This window comes from Streptococcus sp. Marseille-Q8145, from assembly GCF_965112035.1.
In genome coordinates this window covers 555,290-573,425 of sequence record NZ_CBCOPQ010000002.1, presented here as the reverse complement: position 1 = coordinate 573,425, position 18,136 = coordinate 555,290, and the positions used below count along the sequence as shown (strand labels likewise).

10 protein-coding genes, 1 other RNA gene and 2 pseudogenes are annotated in these 18,136 nt (G+C 46.1%); 6 read left to right on the top strand and 7 right to left on the bottom strand.

Going from position 1 to position 18,136, the window contains the following annotated elements:
- Positions 1 to 53 precede the first annotated feature (53 nt).
- Genes ACWPVL_RS06205 through ACWPVL_RS06185 form a run of 5 tightly spaced genes read left to right on the top strand, consistent with a single transcriptional unit; the run spans position 54 to position 10,275 of the window.
- Positions 54 to 3,086: a hypothetical protein gene (locus tag ACWPVL_RS06205; RefSeq protein WP_454387618.1), complete on the top strand. Its 3,033-nt coding sequence runs from the start codon at positions 54 to 56 to the stop codon at positions 3,084 to 3,086.
- A complete protein-coding gene (locus tag ACWPVL_RS06200; RefSeq protein ID WP_454387616.1) occupies positions 2,974 to 4,290 on the top strand; it encodes a hypothetical protein in 1,317 nt (438 codons plus the stop codon). The genes ACWPVL_RS06205 and ACWPVL_RS06200 overlap by 113 nt, the downstream gene beginning before the upstream one ends.
- Before the next feature lie 6 nt (positions 4,291 to 4,296).
- Complete coding sequence (locus ACWPVL_RS06195) at positions 4,297 to 5,106, top strand: hypothetical protein (RefSeq protein ID WP_454387614.1); 810 nt, start codon at positions 4,297 to 4,299, stop codon at positions 5,104 to 5,106.
- 6 nt (positions 5,107 to 5,112) lie between these two features.
- Positions 5,113 to 6,066 (top strand): hypothetical protein, encoded by a 954-nt coding sequence (locus tag ACWPVL_RS06190; RefSeq protein ID WP_454387612.1) that lies wholly within the window; start codon positions 5,113 to 5,115, stop codon positions 6,064 to 6,066.
- Positions 6,067 to 6,072: 6 nt separating this feature from the next.
- Positions 6,073 to 10,275: a hypothetical protein gene (locus ACWPVL_RS06185; RefSeq protein ID WP_454387610.1), complete on the top strand. Its 4,203-nt coding sequence runs from the start codon at positions 6,073 to 6,075 to the stop codon at positions 10,273 to 10,275.
- Positions 10,276 to 10,780: 505 nt separating this feature from the next.
- Here ACWPVL_RS06185 and ACWPVL_RS06180 read toward each other — a convergent pair.
- Positions 10,781 to 12,868, bottom strand: a pseudogene (locus ACWPVL_RS06180) (sialoglycan-binding domain-containing protein); the annotation flags it as partial.
- On the opposite strand from ACWPVL_RS06180, the gene ACWPVL_RS06175 reads away from it, so the two are divergent.
- Positions 12,807 to 13,055, top strand: a complete 249-nt coding sequence (locus ACWPVL_RS06175) for a hypothetical protein (protein WP_454387608.1) — start codon at positions 12,807 to 12,809, stop codon at positions 13,053 to 13,055. The pseudogene ACWPVL_RS06180 and the gene ACWPVL_RS06175 overlap by 62 nt on opposite strands.
- 377 nt (positions 13,056 to 13,432) lie before the next feature.
- Here ACWPVL_RS06175 and ACWPVL_RS06170 read toward each other — a convergent pair.
- The 6 genes and pseudogenes from ACWPVL_RS06170 to ACWPVL_RS06145 form a co-directional block, all read right to left on the bottom strand.
- A pseudogene (locus tag ACWPVL_RS06170) lies at positions 13,433 to 13,570 on the bottom strand (KxYKxGKxW signal peptide domain-containing protein); the annotation flags it as partial.
- Positions 13,571 to 13,962: 392 nt separating this feature from the next.
- Entirely contained in the window at positions 13,963 to 15,435 is a 1,473-nt protein-coding gene (locus tag ACWPVL_RS06165) for a cell division site-positioning protein MapZ family protein (protein ID WP_454387606.1), read from the bottom strand.
- 12 nt (positions 15,436 to 15,447) lie between these two features.
- A complete protein-coding gene (locus ACWPVL_RS06160) occupies positions 15,448 to 16,602 on the bottom strand; it encodes a THUMP domain-containing class I SAM-dependent RNA methyltransferase (protein ID WP_454387604.1) in 1,155 nt (384 codons plus the stop codon).
- Positions 16,603 to 16,799: 197 nt separating this feature from the next.
- Positions 16,800 to 17,167: RNase P RNA component class B (rnpB, locus tag ACWPVL_RS06155), an RNA gene on the bottom strand.
- Positions 17,168 to 17,181: 14 nt separating this feature from the next.
- Positions 17,182 to 17,526, bottom strand: a complete 345-nt coding sequence (gene gpsB / locus ACWPVL_RS06150) for a cell division regulator GpsB (protein WP_062005712.1) — start codon at positions 17,524 to 17,526, stop codon at positions 17,182 to 17,184.
- Positions 17,527 to 17,597: 71 nt separating this feature from the next.
- Positions 17,598 to 18,125: a DUF1273 domain-containing protein gene (locus ACWPVL_RS06145; RefSeq protein ID WP_454387602.1), complete on the bottom strand. Its 528-nt coding sequence runs from the start codon at positions 18,123 to 18,125 to the stop codon at positions 17,598 to 17,600.
- Between the last annotated feature and the right edge of the window lie 11 nt (positions 18,126 to 18,136).

Sequence of the window (18,136 nt, the reverse complement as noted above, 5' to 3'; positions counted from 1 at the left end):
TACTTACACTCACGCTTGCTGAATCTGACGCACTGACTGAAGCCGATACGCTGGTGCTTAAGCTTGCGCTTGCTGAGATTGAGGCACTGAGACTTGTACTCAAGCTGGTGCTTGTTGACTCTGACGCGCTTAGTGAGGCACTGAAGCTAGTGCTCAGGCTCGTGCTTGATGAATCTGAAGTGCTAATTGAGGCACTGAGACTTGTGCTCAAGCTTGTGCTTGATGAATCTGAAGCGCTAATTGAGGCACTGAGGCTCGTGCTCAGGCTAGTACTTGCTGAATCTGACGCACTGATTGATGCACTTAGAATTGTGCTCAAACTTGTGCTTGCTGAATCTGAAGCGCTAATTGAGGCACTGAGTGATGCACTGAGGCTTGTGCTCAAACTTGTACTTACTGAATCTGAGGCACTGAGTGAAGCACTTAGACTTGTGCTCAAACTTGTGCTTGCTGAATCTGATGCACTGAGTGAAGCACTGAGGCTTGTACTCAAGCTGGTGCTTGCTGAATCTGAGGCACTGAGTGAAGCACTTAGACTTGTGCTCAAGCTTGTGCTTGATGAATCTGAAGCGCTAATTGAGGCACTGAGGCTTGTACTCAAGCTGGTGCTTGCTGAATCTGAGGCACTGAGTGAAGCACTTAGACTTGTGCTCAAGCTTGTGCTTGATGAATCTGAAGCGCTAATTGAGGCACTGAGGCTTGTGCTCAAGCTGGTGCTCGCTGAATCTGAGGCACTGAGTGATGCACTGAGGCTTGTGCTCAAACTTGTACTTACTGAATCTGAGGCACTGAGTGAAGCACTTAGACTTGTGCTCAAACTTGTGCTTGCTGAATCTGAGGCACTGAGTGAAGCACTGAGGCTTGTACTCAAGCTGGTGCTTGCTGAATCTGAGGCACTGAGTGAAGCACTTAGACTTGTGCTCAAGCTTGTGCTTGATGAATCTGAAGCGCTAAGTGAGGCACTGAGGCTCGTGCTCAGGCTAGTACTTGCTGAATCTGACGCACTGATTGATGCACTTAGAATTGTGCTCAAACTTGTGCTTGCTGAATCTGAAGCGCTAATTGAGGCACTGAGGCTTGTGCTCAAGCTGGTGCTCGCTGAATCTGAGGCACTGAGTGATGCACTGAGGCTTGTGCTCAAACTTGTACTTACTGAATCTGAGGCACTGAGTGAAGCACTTAGACTTGTGCTCAAACTTGTGCTTGCTGAATCTGAAGCGCTAATTGAGGCACTGAGACTTGTGCTCAAACTTGTGCTTGCTGAATCTGAAGCGCTAAGTGAGGCACTGAGGCTAGTACTCAAGCTGGTGCTTGCTGAATCTGAAGCACTAATTGAGGCACTGAGGCTCGTGCTCAGGCTCGTGCTGGCTGAGTCTGACGCGCTGAGTGAGGCACTGAGGCTCGTGCTGGCTGAATCTGAAGCACTAATTGAGGCACTGAGGCTCGTACTCAAACTTGTACTTACTGAATCTGAAGCGCTAATTGAGGCACTGAGGCTCGTACTCAAACTTGTACTTACTGAATCTGAAGCGCTAAGTGAGGCACTGAGGCTCGTGCTAAGGCTCGTGCTGGCTGAATCTGAAGCGCTGATTGAAGCACTGAGACTTGTGCTCAAGCTGGTGCTGGCTGAATCTGAAGCGCTAAGTGAGGCACTGAGGCTAGTACTCAAGCTGGTGCTTGTTGAGTCAGAAGCGCTGATTGAAGCACTGAGGCTAGTACTCAAGCTGGTGCTTGTTGAGTCAGAAGCGCTGAGTGAAGCACTGAGGCTTGTGCTCAAGCTTGTGCTGGCTGAATCTGAAGCGCTAAGTGAGGCACTAAGGCTCGTACTCAAGCTGGTGCTTGTTGAGTCAGAAGCGCTGAGTGAGGCACTGAGGCTAGTACTCAAACTTGTACTTACTGAATCTGAAGCGCTAAGTGAGGCACTGAGGCTCGTGCTCAGGCTCGTGCTGGCTGAATCTGAAGCGCTAAGTGAGGCACTGAGGCTCGTGCTCAGGCTCGTGCTGGCTGAATCTGAAGCACTAATTGAGGCACTGAGGCTAGTACTCAAACTTGTACTTACTGAATCTGAAGCGCTAATTGAGGCACTGAGGCTAGTACTCAAACTTGTGCTGGCTGAATCTGAAGCGCTGATTGAAGCACTGAGGCTCGTACTCAAGCTTGTGCTGGCTGAATCTGACGCACTAATTGAGGCACTGAGACTTGTGCTCAAGCTTGTGCTGGCTGAATCTGAAGCGCTAAGTGAGGCACTGAGACTTGTACTCAAGCTTGTGCTGGCTGAATCTGAAGCGCTAAGTGAGGCACTGAGACTTGTGCTCAAGCTTGTGCTGGCTGAATCTGAAGCACTGAGTGAGGTACTGAGGCTAGTACTCAAACTTGTACTTACTGAATCTGAAGCGCTAATTGAGGCACTGAGGCTCGTACTCAAACTTGTACTTACTGAATCTGAAGCGCTAATTGAGGCACTGAGGCTAGTACTCAAGCTGGTGCTGGCTGAATCTGAAGCGCTGATTGAAGCACTGAGGCTAGTGCTCAAGCTGGTGCTTGTTGAGTCAGAAGCGCTGAGTGAGGCACTGAGGCTCGTACTCAAACTTGTACTTACTGAATCTGAAGCGCTAAGTGAGGCACTGAGGCTGGTGCTCAAGCTCGTGCTGGCTGAATCTGAAGCACTAATTGAGGCACTGAGGCTCGTACTCAAGCTGGTGCTTGCTGAGTCTGACGCGCTGATTGAAGCACTGAGGCTAGTGCTCAAGCTCGTGCTTGTTGAGTCAGAAACGCTGAGTGAGGCACTGAGACTTGTGCTCAAGCTGGTGCTTGCTGAATCTGAGGCACTGAGTGAGGCACTGAGGCTTGTGCTTGCTGAATCTGAAGCACTAATTGAGGCACTGAGGCTTGTACTCAAGCTTGTGCTTGCTGAATCTGAAGCACTTACTGAAACAGACTGGCTCAAGCTCAAGGACGCGGAAGCAGACTCGCTTGTTGAAACGGACTGGCTCAGGCTTACTGATACTGAAGCACTGGCACTTACTGAAACTGACTGGCTCAAGCTCAAGGACGCTGAAGCTGACTCGCTTGTTGAAACTGATTGACTCAAGCTTACTGATGCTGAAGCACTTGCACTTACTGAAACAGACTGACTCAAGCTCAATGACGCTGAAGCAGACTCGCTTGTTGAAACGGACTGGCTCAGGCTTACTGATGCTGAAGCACTTGCACTTACTGAGACTGACTGGCTGGTACTCAATGAGGTTGAAACAGATTCACTTGTTGAAACGGACTGGCTTGCGCTCAATGACGCTGAAGCACTTGCACTTACTGAGACTGACTGGCTGGTACTCAATGAGGTTGAAACAGATTCACTTGCTGAAACTGACTGGCTTGCGCTCAATGACGCTGAAGCAGACTCACTTGTTGAAACGGACTGGCTTGCGCTCAATGACGCTGAAGCACTTGCACTTACTGAGACTGACTGGCTGGTGCTCAATGAGGTTGAAGCTGATTCACTTGCTGATACAGACTGGCTGGTGCTCAATGAGGCTGAAGCTGATTCGCTTGTTGAAACTGACTGGCTCAGGCTTACTGATGCTGAAGCACTTGCACTTACTGAAACAGACTGACTCAAGCTCAATGACGCTGAAGCAGACTCGCTTGTTGAAACGGACTGGCTCAGGCTTACTGATGCTGAAGCACTTGCACTTACTGAAACAGACTGGCTCAAGCTCAAGGACGCTGAAGCACTTGCACTTACTGAGACTGACTGGCTGGTGCTCAATGAGGTTGAAGCTGATTCACTTGCTGATACAGACTGGCTTGCGCTCAATGACGCTGAAGCCGATTCGCTTGTTGAAACTGACTGGCTCAGGCTTACTGATGCTGAAGCACTTTCACTTACTGATACAGACTGGCTTGCGCTCAATGACGCTGAAGCTGATTCACTTGTTGAAACGGACTGGCTTGCGCTCAATGACGCTGAAGCACTTGCACTTACTGAGACTGACTGGCTGGTACTCAATGAGGTTGAAACAGATTCACTTGTTGAAACGGACTGGCTTGCGCTCAATGACGCTGAAGCACTTGCACTTACTGAGACTGACTGGCTGGTACTCAATGAGGTTGAAACAGATTCACTTGCTGAAACTGACTGGCTTGCGCTCAATGACGCTGAAGCAGACTCACTTGTTGAAACGGACTGGCTTGCGCTCAATGACGCTGAAGCACTTGCACTTACTGAGACTGACTGGCTGGTGCTCAACGAAGCTGAAGCACTTGTACTTACTGAGACAGACTGGCTAGTGCTCAATGAAGTTGAGGCACTTGCACTTGTTGAGACTGATTGGCTCAGGCTTACTGATGCTGAAGCACTTGCACTTACTGAGACTGACTGGCTCAAGCTCAATGACGCTGAAGCAGACTCGCTTGTTGAAACTGATTGACTCAGGCTTACTGATGCTGAAGCACTTGTGCTTAATGAGACAGACTGGCTTGCGCTCAATGATGCTGAAGCACTTGCACTTACTGAAACAGACTGGCTTGCGCTCAATGAGGCTGAAGCCGATTCGCTTGTTGAAACGGACTGGCTCAGGCTTACTGATGCTGAAGCACTTACACTTGCTGAAACTGACTGACTCAAGCTTACTGATGCTGAAGTGCTTGTGCTTGCTGATACAGACTGGCTCAGACTTACTGATGCTGAAGCACTTGCACTTACTGAGACAGACTGGCTGGTACTCAATAACGCTGAGGCACTTGCACTTGTTGAGACAGACTGGCTCAAGCTCAACGATGCTGAGGCACTTACGCTTGCTGAGACAGACTGGCTCAAGCTCAACGATGCTGAGGCACTTACGCTTGCTGAGACAGACTGGCTCAAGCTCAATGACGCTGAAGCACTTGCTCTGGTTGATACAGACTGGCTGGTGCTCAATGACGTTGAAGCTGATTCACTTGCTGAGACAGATTGACTCAAGCTTACTGATGCTGAAGTACTTGTGCTTGCTGAGACTGACTGACTTGTGCTCAATGAGGTTGAAGCTGATTCACTTGCTGAAACTGATTGACTCAAGCTCAACGATGCGGAAGCACTTGCACTTGCTGATACAGACTGGCTAGTGCTCAATGAAGTTGAAGCAGATTCGCTTGCCGAAACTGATTGACTCAGGCTCAGTGACGCTGAGGCACTTGCGCTTGTTGAAACTGACTGGCTTGCGCTCAATGAAGCTGAGGCACTTGTGCTTACTGATACAGACTGGCTGGTGCTCAAGGACGCTGAAGCAGACTCACTTGTTGAAACTGATTGGCTCAGGCTTACTGATGCTGAAGCACTTGCACTTGTTGAAACGGATTGACTCAAGCTTACTGATGCTGAAGTGCTTGTGCTTGCTGAGACTGACTGGCTCAGGCTTACTGACGCTGAAGTGTTTGTGCTTGCTGAGACTGACTGACTCAGACTTACTGATGCTGAAGCACTTGTGCTTGTTGAAACGAATTGGCTCAAGCTCAATGACGCTGAAGCACTTGCGCTTGTTGAAACTGACTGGCTCAAGCTCAACGAAGATGAAGCTGATTCACTTGTTGAAACTGATTGACTCAAGCTTACTGATGTTGAAGTGCTTGTGCTTGCTGAGACTGACTGGCTCAAGCTCAACGATGCTGAAGCGCTTGTGCTTGCTGAGACTGACTGGCTCAAGCTCAACGATGCTGAAGCGCTTGTGCTTGTTGAAACTGATTGGCTCAAGCTCAATGAAGTTGAGGCACTTACGCTTGCTGAGACAGACTGGCTTGCGCTCAATGACGCTGAAGCAGACTCGCTTGTTGAAACGGACTGGCTCAGGCTTACTGATGCTGAAGCACTTGCACTTGCTGAGACTGACTGGCTGGTACTCAATGACGCTGAAGCTGATTCACTTGTTGAAACGGATTGACTTAAGCTCAATGAAGTTGAGGCACTTGCACTTGCTGAGACAGATTGACTCAAACTCAAGGACGCTGAAGCAGACTCGCTTGTTGAAACTGATTGACTCAAGCTCAACGATGCGGAAGCACTTGCACTTGCTGATACAGACTGGCTAGTGCTCAATGAAGTTGAAGCAGATTCGCTTGCCGAAACTGATTGACTCAGGCTCAGTGACGCTGAGGCACTTGCGCTTGTTGAAACTGACTGGCTTGCGCTCAATGAAGCTGAGGCACTTGTGCTTACTGATACAGACTGGCTGGTGCTCAAGGACGCTGAAGCAGACTCACTTGTTGAAACTGATTGGCTCAGGCTTACTGATGCTGAAGCACTTGCACTTGTTGAAACGGATTGACTCAAGCTTACTGATGCTGAAGTGCTTGTGCTTGCTGAGACTGACTGGCTCAGGCTTACTGACGCTGAAGTGTTTGTGCTTGCTGAGACTGACTGACTCAGACTTACTGATGCTGAAGCACTTGTGCTTGTTGAAACGAATTGGCTCAAGCTCAATGACGCTGAAGCACTTGCGCTTGTTGAAACTGACTGGCTCAAGCTCAACGAAGATGAAGCTGATTCACTTGTTGAAACTGATTGACTCAAGCTTACTGATGTTGAAGTGCTTGTGCTTGCTGAGACTGACTGGCTCAAGCTCAACGATGCTGAAGCGCTTGTGCTTGTTGAAACTGATTGGCTCAAGCTCAATGAAGTTGAGGCACTTACGCTTGCTGAGACAGACTGGCTTGCGCTCAATGACGCTGAAGCAGACTCGCTTGTTGAAACGGACTGGCTCAGGCTTACTGATGCTGAAGCACTTGCACTTGCTGAGACTGACTGGCTGGTACTCAATGACGCTGAAGCTGATTCACTTGTTGAAACGGATTGACTTAAGCTCAATGAAGTTGAGGCACTTGCACTTGCTGAGACAGATTGACTCAAACTCAAGGACGCTGAAGCAGACTCGCTTGTTGAAACTGATTGACTCAAGCTCAACGATGCGGAAGCACTTGCACTTGCTGATACAGACTGGCTTGCGCTCAATGAAGTTGAAGCAGATTCGCTTGCCGAAACTGATTGACTCAGGCTCAGTGACGCTGAGGCACTTGCGCTTGTTGAAACGAATTGGCTCAAGCTCAATGACGCTGAAGCACTTGCGCTTGTTGAAACTGACTGGCTCAAGCTCAACGAAGATGAAGCTGATTCACTTGTTGAAACTGATTGACTCAAGCTTACTGATGTTGAAGTGCTTGTGCTTGCTGAGACTGACTGGCTCAAGCTCAATGACGCTGAGGCACTTGCGCTTATTGAAACTGATTGGCTCAAGCTCAACGATGCTGAAGCGCTTGTACTTGCTGAGACTGACTGGCTCAAGCTCAGTGACGCTGAGGCACTTGCACTTGTTGAGACTGACTGACTCAAGCTCAATGAGGCTGAAGCAGACTCACTTGTTGAAACGGACTGGCTTGCGCTCAATGATGCTGAAGCTGAGGCACTTGTTGAAACTGACTGGCTCAAGCTCATTGATGCTGAGGCGCTTGTACTTGTTGATACAGACTGGCTTGCGCTCATTGACGCTGAAGCAGACTCACTTGCTGAGACTGACTGGCTCAAGCTCATTGAGGTTGAAGCTGAGGCACTTGTTGAAACTGACTGGCTCAAGCTCAACGATGCTGAAGCACTTGCGCTTGTTGAAACAGATTGACTCAAGCTCAATGACGCTGAAGCACTTGCGCTTGTTGAAACTGACTGGCTCAAGCTCAATGACGCTGAAGCACTTGTGCTTACTGATACAGACTGACTTGTGCTCAATGAGGTTGAAGCTGATTCACTTGCTGAAACTGACTGGCTTGCGCTCAATGACGCTGAAGCAGACTCGCTTGTTGATACAGACTGGCTCAGGCTTACTGATGCTGAAGTGCTTGTGCTTGCTGAGACAGACTGGCTCAAGCTTACTGATGCTGAGGCACTTGCACTTGCTGATACAGACTGACTTGTGCTCAATGAGGTTGAGGCTGATTCACTTGCTGATACAGACTGGCTCAGGCTTACTGATGCTGAAGCACTTGTGCTTACTGATACAGACTGACTTGTGCTCAATGACGCTGAAGCAGACTCGCTTGTTGAGACTGACTGGCTTGCGCTCATTGAGGTTGAAGCTGATTCACTTGTTGAAACGGACTGGCTTGCGCTCATTGACGCTGAAGCAGACTCGCTTGTTGAAACTGATTGACTCAAGCTCAACGATGCTGAGGCACTTGCGCTGGTTGAAACGGACTGGCTTAGGCTTACTGATGCTGAAGCACTGGCACTTACTGAGACAGACTGGCTCAAGCTCATTGACGCTGAAGTGCTTGTGCTTGCTGAGACAGACTGGCTTGCGCTCAATGAAGTTGAGGCACTTGTGCTTGCTGATACAGACTGGCTCAAGCTCATTGACGCTGAAGCACTTGCGCTTACTGAGACAGACTGACTTGTGCTCAATGACGCTGAAGCTGACTCGCTTGTTGAAACTGACTGACTCAAGCTTACTGATGCTGAAGCACTGGCACTTGCTGAGACAGACTGGCTCAAGCTCATTGACGCTGAAGCAGACTCGCTTGCTGAGACAGACTGGCTGGTGCTCAATGACGCTGAAGCAGACTGGCTTGCGCTCATTGAGGTTGAAGCTGATTCACTTGTTGAAACGGACTGGCTCAGGCTTACTGATGCTGAAGCACTGGCACTTACTGAGACAGACTGGCTCAAGCTCAATGACGCTGAAGCAGACTCACTTGCTGAGACAGACTGGCTCAGGCTTACTGATGCTGAAGCTGACTCGCTTGTTGAAACGGATTGACTCAAGCTTACTGATGCTGAGGCACTTGCACTTGTTGAAACGGATTGACTCAAGCTCAATGACGCTGAAGCAGACTCGCTTGTTGAAACTGACTGGCTCAAGCTCAATGACGTTGAAGCTGAAGCACTTGTTGAAACTGACTGGCTCAGGCTTATTGATGCTGAAGCAGACTCGCTTGTTGAAACTGACTGGCTCAAGCTTACTGATGCTGAAGCACTTGCACTTACTGAGACAGACTGGCTGGTGCTCAATGAGGTTGAGGCACTTGCACTTGTTGAAACTGATTGACTCAAGCTCAACGAAGCTGAGGCACTTGTGCTTACTGAGACTGACTGACTGGTGCTCAATGACGTTGAAGCTGATTCACTTGTTGAAACTGACTGACTCAAGCTCATTGACGCTGAAGCTGACTCGCTTGTTGAAACTGATTGACTCAAGCTTACTGATGCTGAAGCACTTGCACTTACTGAGACAGATTGACTACCACTCAACGAAGCTGAAGCACTTGCACTTACTGAGACTGACTGGCTCAAGCTCATTGACGCTGAAGCAGACTCGCTTGTTGAAACTGATTGACTCAAGCTTACTGATGCTGAAGCACTTGCACTTACTGAGACTGACTGGCTCAAGCTCAATGACGCTGAAGCTAACTCGCTTGCTGAAACGGATTGACTCAAGCTTACTGATGCTGAAGCACTGGCACTTACTGAGACAGATTGACTACCACTCAACGAAGCTGAAGCACTGGCACTTACTGAGACTGACTGGCTCAAGCTCATTGACGCTGAAGCACTTGCGCTTGTTGAGACAGATTGGCTGCCACTCAACGAAGCTGAGGCTGATTCACTTGCTGAAACTGATTGGCTCAGGCTCAATGATGCTGAGGCACTTGCACTTGTTGAAACGGATTGGCTCAAGCTTACTGATGCTGAAGCACTATTACTCAATGAGACAGATTGACTACCACTCAGTGAAGCTGAAGCGCTCGTGCTCAATGAAACTGACTGGCTCAAGCTCAGTGACGCTGAAGCGCTTGTGCTTGCTGAAGCTGATTGACTCACGCTCAATGAGCTTGAAGCAGATTCACTTGCTGAGACAGACTGGCTGGTGCTCAATGAGGTTGAAGCAGAGGCACTTGTTGAAACTGACTGGCTCAGGCTTACTGACGCTGAAGCACTGGCACTTACTGAGACAGACTGGCTACCACTCAATGAAGTTGAAGCACTCTTACTTAGTGAGACGGATTGACTACCACTCAGTGAAGCGGAGGCGCTCTTACTTAATGAAACTGACCGACTCAAGCTCAACGATGCTGAAGCACTATTGCTCAATGAGACGGATTGACTACCACTCAATGACGCTGAAGCACTTGCGCTTGTTGAGACAGACTGACTCAAGCTCAGTGACGCTGAGGCACTTGTGCTTACTGAAACAGACTGGCTCAAGCTCAATGAAGCGGTGCTCTGACTCACTGAGACAGACTGACTACCGCTAACCGAGCCAGAAACACTATTGCTCGCTGAAACCGAACGGCTGGCGCTCAATGAAGCGGTGCTCTGACTCACTGAGACAGACTGACTACCGCTAACCGAGCCAGAAACACTATTACTCGCTGAAACCGAACGGCTGGCGCTCATCGATGCCGATTGGCTATTGCGCAAGGAAGTAGACAAGCTCTGGCTAGCAGAAACTGAACGGCTGGCGCTCAATGAAGCAGCGCTCTGACTCACTGAGACAGACTGACTACCGCTCACTGAGGCCGAAACACTATTTCTCGCTGAAACCGAGCGGCTGGCGCTCATCGATGCCGATTGGCTATTGCGCAAGGAAGTAGACAAGCTCTGGCTAGCAGAAACTGAATGGCTGGCGCTCGTTGAAGCCGACGCACTCGCTGATGTACTAGCACTTACTGAGGCACTGGTTGATTGTCTTTGACTTAGACTAATTGAAGTACTGCTACTCTTATACTCACTATCAGAAAGTTTTACAGTGAACGTATCCGTAGTCTTATCTTTATAGATAATGGTAACTGTTCCATTGTTACTAATAGTAAAGGAATCAATACGTTTTTCCTGCTTATTGTTTAGTTTCTCAACAGTCGCCAATATACGAGTTTTTTCTTGAGGTTTTAATTGAGAAACATTCTCTACTTGGAAGGTTTCAGTCGGTGCTACCCCTTCCATAATATCTGTCAGCCTACCTTGCACAATACGGACATTGCCCGGTGAATCATTTCCTGCACTATTTCTATTACCAGCCTTATCCGTTGCTACTGCATTGCGTTGCCAACTATTTCTACCATTTTTATCATACTCTAGATTATCATTCAAATGAGCTCTTACTGTAATGCGAGCTGGACTAGCAGTAGTCGCTGTGATATTCCCCGTTAAATGATCTACTGTTCCCGTCCCATATTTATTATCTTCAAAGAAATTATTTTTAAGGGCTGAACCATTTGCATCTGCATTTGAAACGATCTTAAATTCTGATAATTGCCCGCTATTATCTGTAGCAGTGAAATTAATTTGAATATCATCTCCTGCGTACACAATATAGTTACCATTTACAGGGGTCAGGGTTTGACCGTTACGAGTCACCGTCGCACTTGGAACTGGAACAGCATCCACATTAGCTGGGATAACAGCTGTAGTATTATCACGATAGGTAATGGTAATATTCCCATTTTCAGCTACCGAAATCGTTCCGGTTACGCCATCTTTCGTAAAATCACTACCAGATAAAAGCGACTGGTTTTTTTCTTTAAATTTTTCAAGTACTTGATTGCGTTCACTTACAGTCAAAGAAGATGGATTCTTAACAATAACGGTATCCCCACTAACTGGGTTGTTTCGTTCATTAAATCCCTTAATATGGAAATTCGTACGTGCTGTAGCAGTCTGACCATGAATATCTGTTACTGTATATTCCAGAACATAGGTACCAGGCTTATAGGGTTTCCAAGTTCTGTTTTCACGACCCACTGTCCCTATTATGTCAATGGTGTATGACCTTTGGGCACCTATTTGTCTCCCCGATTGATCATAGATATATAGATCTCCAAATACCCCTTTCTTGTTAGTTGGATAGTTCGGTGCATTTAAACCTGTAATAATAGCATTGGATGGGGAGCCCGTGATTTTAGCCATCCCTTGATCATCATTCAGCCTTATCTGAAAATTATTGACTGCTTCATCATTATAAATTGTGATAGTAGATGGCATAGAAATCGTAGGTGGTTTAGAGGCTGCACGTGAGTGTGCCCCTCTAGCAATTTCTGCCCCATTTCGTGCATCACGCACACCAGAATTAGCCGCCAACACAGCATTGACAATCGAATTACGCGCTGAAGTAGCTTTTTGCACTACTGTTGTTAAATCACTAGTTGGATCAGTCAGGGCTTTTTCAATTTCTGTTACTGCAGCATTGGCCTTAGCAAGAGCTGAATCCGTATTTGGTAAATCAACCGCTTTTGCTAGATAGTCACCTATTTCAGCTGAAAGATTGGTCAACTTCCTACGGTTTTCTTCTTGTTGTTTAGCAGTGACTTCTGAAGATGCTAATGCAACCGCAGCAGCTTCAATTAAGCTAGTTGTGAGAGAAGTTGATTGAACTCCACTAACACTATTCTTACCAGTAATTTCAGTTATTTTTAATTCAGCTGAGTCAATTTCAAGGTTCTTTGCTTCTTTTGAAGTAGAAGGTTGCTGGTCAATTGCTGTCGTCGATCCACTCTGTTCAATAGACAAACTTGACACTACAGAAACATTCGATTCACTTGTTGATTGACTGGCACTGCGGAAGCCTGATCGGCCAGACTCTTTTGGCGAAGTGGTCACAGTCTTATCTACCGTTTGACTCTTCTCAGCTTGTTTGAGCGCATCCTTGCCTTGGGCTTGATTTTTTTTGTCCACCACTACTCCAGCGGCTAGGTTATTGCTGGTTGCGAGGGCTTGACTATTACTCAAACTAGCGCTAGCTAAACCTAGTCCTGCACTAGCTGAGACAAAGCTATCAGCAACATTAACCTTGATATCCAGTGATGCAGAAGTAGAAGCTGAGACAGAGCTATCAGCCGATGCACTAGCCAAGGCTTTATCCTGCTTTAGAGAAGCTGCGCTACTGGCACTTTCTAGCTTAGCTGGTGCTTTGCTTCCTGTTCCTTTTGTAGCAGGCTCAGCACTCACTGACTTGCTAGCCAAGACAGAACTACTAGCAGATACAGACTGGCTGATAGAAACTGAGCTACTAGCCGAAACTGATTGGCTGATCGATTGACTAACAGACTGGCTAGTCGAGATGCTAAGAGAGACTGACTCACTTGTAGAGACAGAAGCGCTGACTGACTGACTAACTGAAACAGAGGCCAACTCAGAAGCCTGTTCTGCTTTTGCTTTTCGCATTTCTGCTTGCGCTTGAGCAATGATCGAATTTGTACTTGCTTCTGTTGCTTCTTCATTGTCCTTGACTTCAGCTGAAATAACTGCTTTATCAGTAGATTCAGATATTTCATCTGCATAGACAGACTGCTCCTGAGTCACCATTAGCCCCGCTGCCCCAGCGGCTAATATCCCTCCCAGACCTGCAAGAGTATTGAGGCTCAGATGGTCGTGATCAAGCTCTTCAGTATCTGACAAGCTGCTTGAGACAACTTCTCCCATTCCACCGATACGAAAAAGATCGAGTTGAGAATTTGAAGCTTTTACCCAATTTTTCCCAGACTTATAGAGCTTATACCGCTTCTTTTCGTCAATAATCTCGAAATCTTTGTTATATTTCTTACTTCGAAACATCCTTTTCCTTTCCTTTTCCAACATGCCAGTTTTTGTTAATCTCATGACCATTAGCAAAGAAGCTGGCTTATTGAATGCTATAGTTTATAAGCAAAAATACACACTTTTTTACATTTTTATTCTAGGCGCCCTAATGCTCCAGATAGTATTTTAACAAAAATAAGACAAGAATTCAATCTATTGAAATCTTTATTTAATGACAATAAGCTTGATAAATCAAGCTATTTTAAACTATCCATATTAACCTAGAGATTTAAACTACAGGTTAATATAGTAATTAACAATAAGTAACTATTTATACAAAAAAGCTAGACGGCTGACCCAAGATACTTGACTCAGAACCGTCTAACTTTTTCTTTATCATATTTTGAATGAGTTAGCGAGAAAGGTGATTAATAATCCAAATCTTCTGCATACCCAGCTCCATTCCCTACAAAGTAGCCTGTCTTACAGTTCATACTAAATAGATAAGTACCATCTGGTTTATAGAGATTGTAGTAGCCATTCCCCTTGACAATGTTAACTTTTTCAAGGATAAACTGATCTCCTGTGATATAGCCACGCTCGCGAGACACCTTGAGGATCGTTTCTAAAACACCTGGATTGAATGTCCAAGCAGGATTGTTCACATCATCGATAGCTGCTTGATTGTAAGGCACACGGCTAAGGTGGCGCTGGAGGTTAACTCCTGCACTTGGCAGTCCGATACCAGTTTCTGCATTTCTAATGCCACTAGGATCACTAGGCGCTGGATTAACAGCTGGCGGCGTTGATGGTGCAGCTGGCACTGTTGGTGTTGTTGATGGCGCTGACGGTTCCACTGTTGGACTAGGCGCCGGTGCTGGTAGCTGCTGACTGCGTCCTTGAGCAATAGCCGCCTTCAAGACCTCATCCAACTTGCTATTACCTGTCGATACATCTGGAAGATTAGCGTTTTCTTTCACTTGGGCATCCGTCTTCAAGAGACCATCAACGATAGCACCCGTATTGAATTGCGAATTCACACTTTGGATAGCAGAAATTTGCTTGACAAGGTCATCATATTTCTTCTTAGCAGCTGTATATTCTGAGCTGCCAGTTAAGACATCTAACTTAGCTTTCAGCTTATCCAAATCGCCAAACTTGTCATTTTTGATAGCTGTCTGACTACTATCCGTAAAGAAGCTGGCATAAAGGTCTTCAAATTCTTTAGCAGCCTCTTTCTTAGCTTCACTGGAACTTGCAGATTTCTTTTTGCTAGAAGAAACGGTCGAACCGGAACCAGTTGTCGACTTGTGGCTCCCCCACCCTTGATGAAAATACCAAGTCGTTCCAGCGGCAAGTGCTACAAGACCTAAGGCCGAGTATAGGAAGCCTTTCTTCTTGTAGAAAGGTTTTGTCTCAGGCTCGTCCTCATCTTCAAATACTGTCGGAACTGGATTTGATACCGGCTTTGTTGCCGGGATGATTGGTGCTTCAGCTGCAACTGTTAGCGCTGGTTGTGCGGCCTTTGTAGCCTCTACATTTGCCGAGTTTGCAGCTTCTGCTTTCACTGGCTGCACCGAAGGTAATGGCACATTGGCAGTATTTTCCTTCGCCTGAGACTGACTCTTAAGCTGTTTGATGGTCTCTTGTATCAAAGCTTCTTTTTGTTGTGCCAGCTCTTCCATGATTCTCAGCTTTTGGGTTTCAAATTTCCCTGCTTCGATTTCATCTCGGTGTTGCTTGATGTATTTATCAAGGATATTGTCTCCTTCAGTCACACCAGCTTCGACTTCCTCGTTTTTCCGAGCAGCCTGACCGACCGTCATCTCTTTCGCATCTTCTAAGTCAAGAACGGTTTCCTTTGATTCTTGCTCTGTTGGCATCTTTTCTTCTTTGCTCACAGCATTTCCTTTCTAATCTAGTTGTCTTTTGACCCTTTGGCCAAAGTATTGATATAAATCAACTTTTAAAGTACCATTGTAAAGTTTTCGCTTTTTATCCGCCTGACTGCCATATTTGGCTTCAAAGGCCTCATCACTGGTCAAGATAAATTTACTCCAGGTCTTCAAAGGAGCAAAGGTTTCTCCCATTTCTTGATAAAGCTTGGTTACCGCATCATCGTCCAACAAACGCTCACCATAAGGCGGATTGGAAATAATGACGCCATTGATCTTGTCCGTATGAAGGTCTTGCAGACGCATTTGCTTAAAGTGAATCTGGTCAGCAACACCCGCTTCTTCCGCATTTTTCTTGGCAATCTCTACCAAACGGGCATCCAAGTCAGAACCTGAAATATCCAGCTGAATATCTTGGTCAATCTGAGCTAGGGCCTCTGCCCGAAGCCAACGTACCAAGTCCTTGTCTACCCAATTCCAGTCTTCAAAAGCAAAGGAACGGTGTAAACCTGGCGCCATCTTCATCCCAATCATAGCCGCTTCGATACAGAAAGTTCCTGATCCGCAAGTCGGGTCAATCAAGGGTTTGTCTGGATACCAGTTTGACAAAAGTAAAATCGCAGCTGCCATATTTTCCTTGATTGGCGCTCCGCCCTTCTCAATCCGATAGCCACGTTTGAACAAGCTAGAACCGCTGGTATCAATCATGACCGTCACAAGGTCTTTTAAAATGGAAACTTCAATCTTAAACTCTGCTCCATTTTCCTGCAAGGGGACACCTTCTGGACGAGCATAATGCTTTTGCAGTTTTTTCACAACTGCTTTTTTTGAAATGGCTTGAACACTAGGTTCATTATGGAGTTTTGACTTGACGCATTTAGCTTTAGAAATGGGAAATTTGGCACCTAAGGGCAGATAATTTTCCCAGTCCAAAGCAAAGACACCTTGAAAAAGTTCTTCAAATGTTTTAGCTGGAAAGGTGCCCACAACAATCTTAATCCGATCCGCTGAGCGCAGCCAGAGATTGGTTTGAATGATAGTAGCCATGTCGCCGTTAAAGCGAACGCGGCCATTTTCAACCTGACAATCTAGACCCAAATCCCGAATCTCACGGCCGACCACAGCTTCCAGACCTGCTGCTGCAGTAGCAATTAAATTAAATCTTTCTTTCATTCTTTCTTACTCTATCAATTTCTGATTGGCCACACCGTTAAAAACTAGCCTCAGCTAGAAAGCAGAATACTCTCGCTTGACGATCCTCTTGAGAAAAGCCTTGCTTTCCTCATTTTATCCCTTCAGCTCACTTCTGTCAAAGGGAATCTATACCTTAATCAAAAAGCTAGCATACGCTAGCTAACCTATGTGCAATTTTCTATAAGCCATGTTTTGTTCCAGAAATGACTAGGTACCATCTCCTTCGATAATCATCTGTCTACTGTTTCCAGTCAGAATGCTATGTTCGTTTCCACGCATTCCGTGCCCCGACCAAAGTTTGGGTTGCTAGCTTGAGGGGTTTACCGCGTTCCACTTCTTCTGTTTCCAGAAGAACTACGTCACTGTGGCACTTTCAGACCTATTCAGACCTATCTAAAGACTTAGCCTTTTCAGTCGCCGTAACGGATTGCTCCGTCCCTAGGCTTATTGTTTCGCCTAGCACAAACACTACCAGCATCACAGCCGGTGCTAGCATGGACTTTCCTCATGAAAATATCACATCTTCACGCGATTATCCAAAAATTGCACTCTGCAACATTATTGCTCTTCGCTGTCCAGAATTTGCTTGCCAAAAACTTCCTTTTCCAAACGGCTTAAGCGTTTCAAAATATCGAAATTAGTCGCTGTTCCCATCTGTGGCATCTCAATTGTTGGTTGAGCTGGCTGACTAGGCGTTGAAGGAGTAGCAGTTTCTTGATTCGATACTTGTTCCTTCAGAAGGGCAATCTCCTCACGTAACTCCTTTACCAAGGCTGCATAAGTTTCATAATCCTTGATTACATCATCTAAAAATTCATCCACTTCAGCCTTGCTATATCCTCGCACTTCACGCTTAAAGTCTTGATCAAAAATATCTTTTGCTGTATAAATAATACTCGCCATGCTCTCACTCCAATCTAGTTTATCATATCCAATTATATACGAAATCACCTATAAAAAGCAAGATTTATACCCTACTTTTCCGAAAAAATTTCTGCAACCTCATTCAAATCATCAAATGTTAATTTTTTGATAAAATACTGTTCTTGATTCTTCATCTCCCTGTAAAGATATTTAAGATTGGTCTCATTTTCTTCATCGTAAAATAGATAAGCTCCATCCGTATTTTGAAGCAAAAATTGATTATACTCACGAAACTGACTCGGATTTTGATAGCTAGGATAAGCATATTTGACAAAATCTACTTGTTTAAAATCCGCTAGTTTAGCCTGATTTGCTTCATTCCAATTCTTTCCTTGATCTTCAAAAAGAAAAATCGTAGCAAGCTTGAAATTATAATCTTCTCTTAATTCCCGAGCAACTTCCAAAACCCAAGTTTCAAAACCTAAATTCCCCGTGAAGATAAGCCACTCCAATCCTTCATCCAGCAGGCGCTGTAAATCCCGTCTGACTGCTTCTTTGATGATATTGATGCGCATGTCTTTCTCATTCGTAATGCCAAGTTCAAAAGCCTTATACCCTACAATTAATAGACTTGTCATTTATTCTCCCT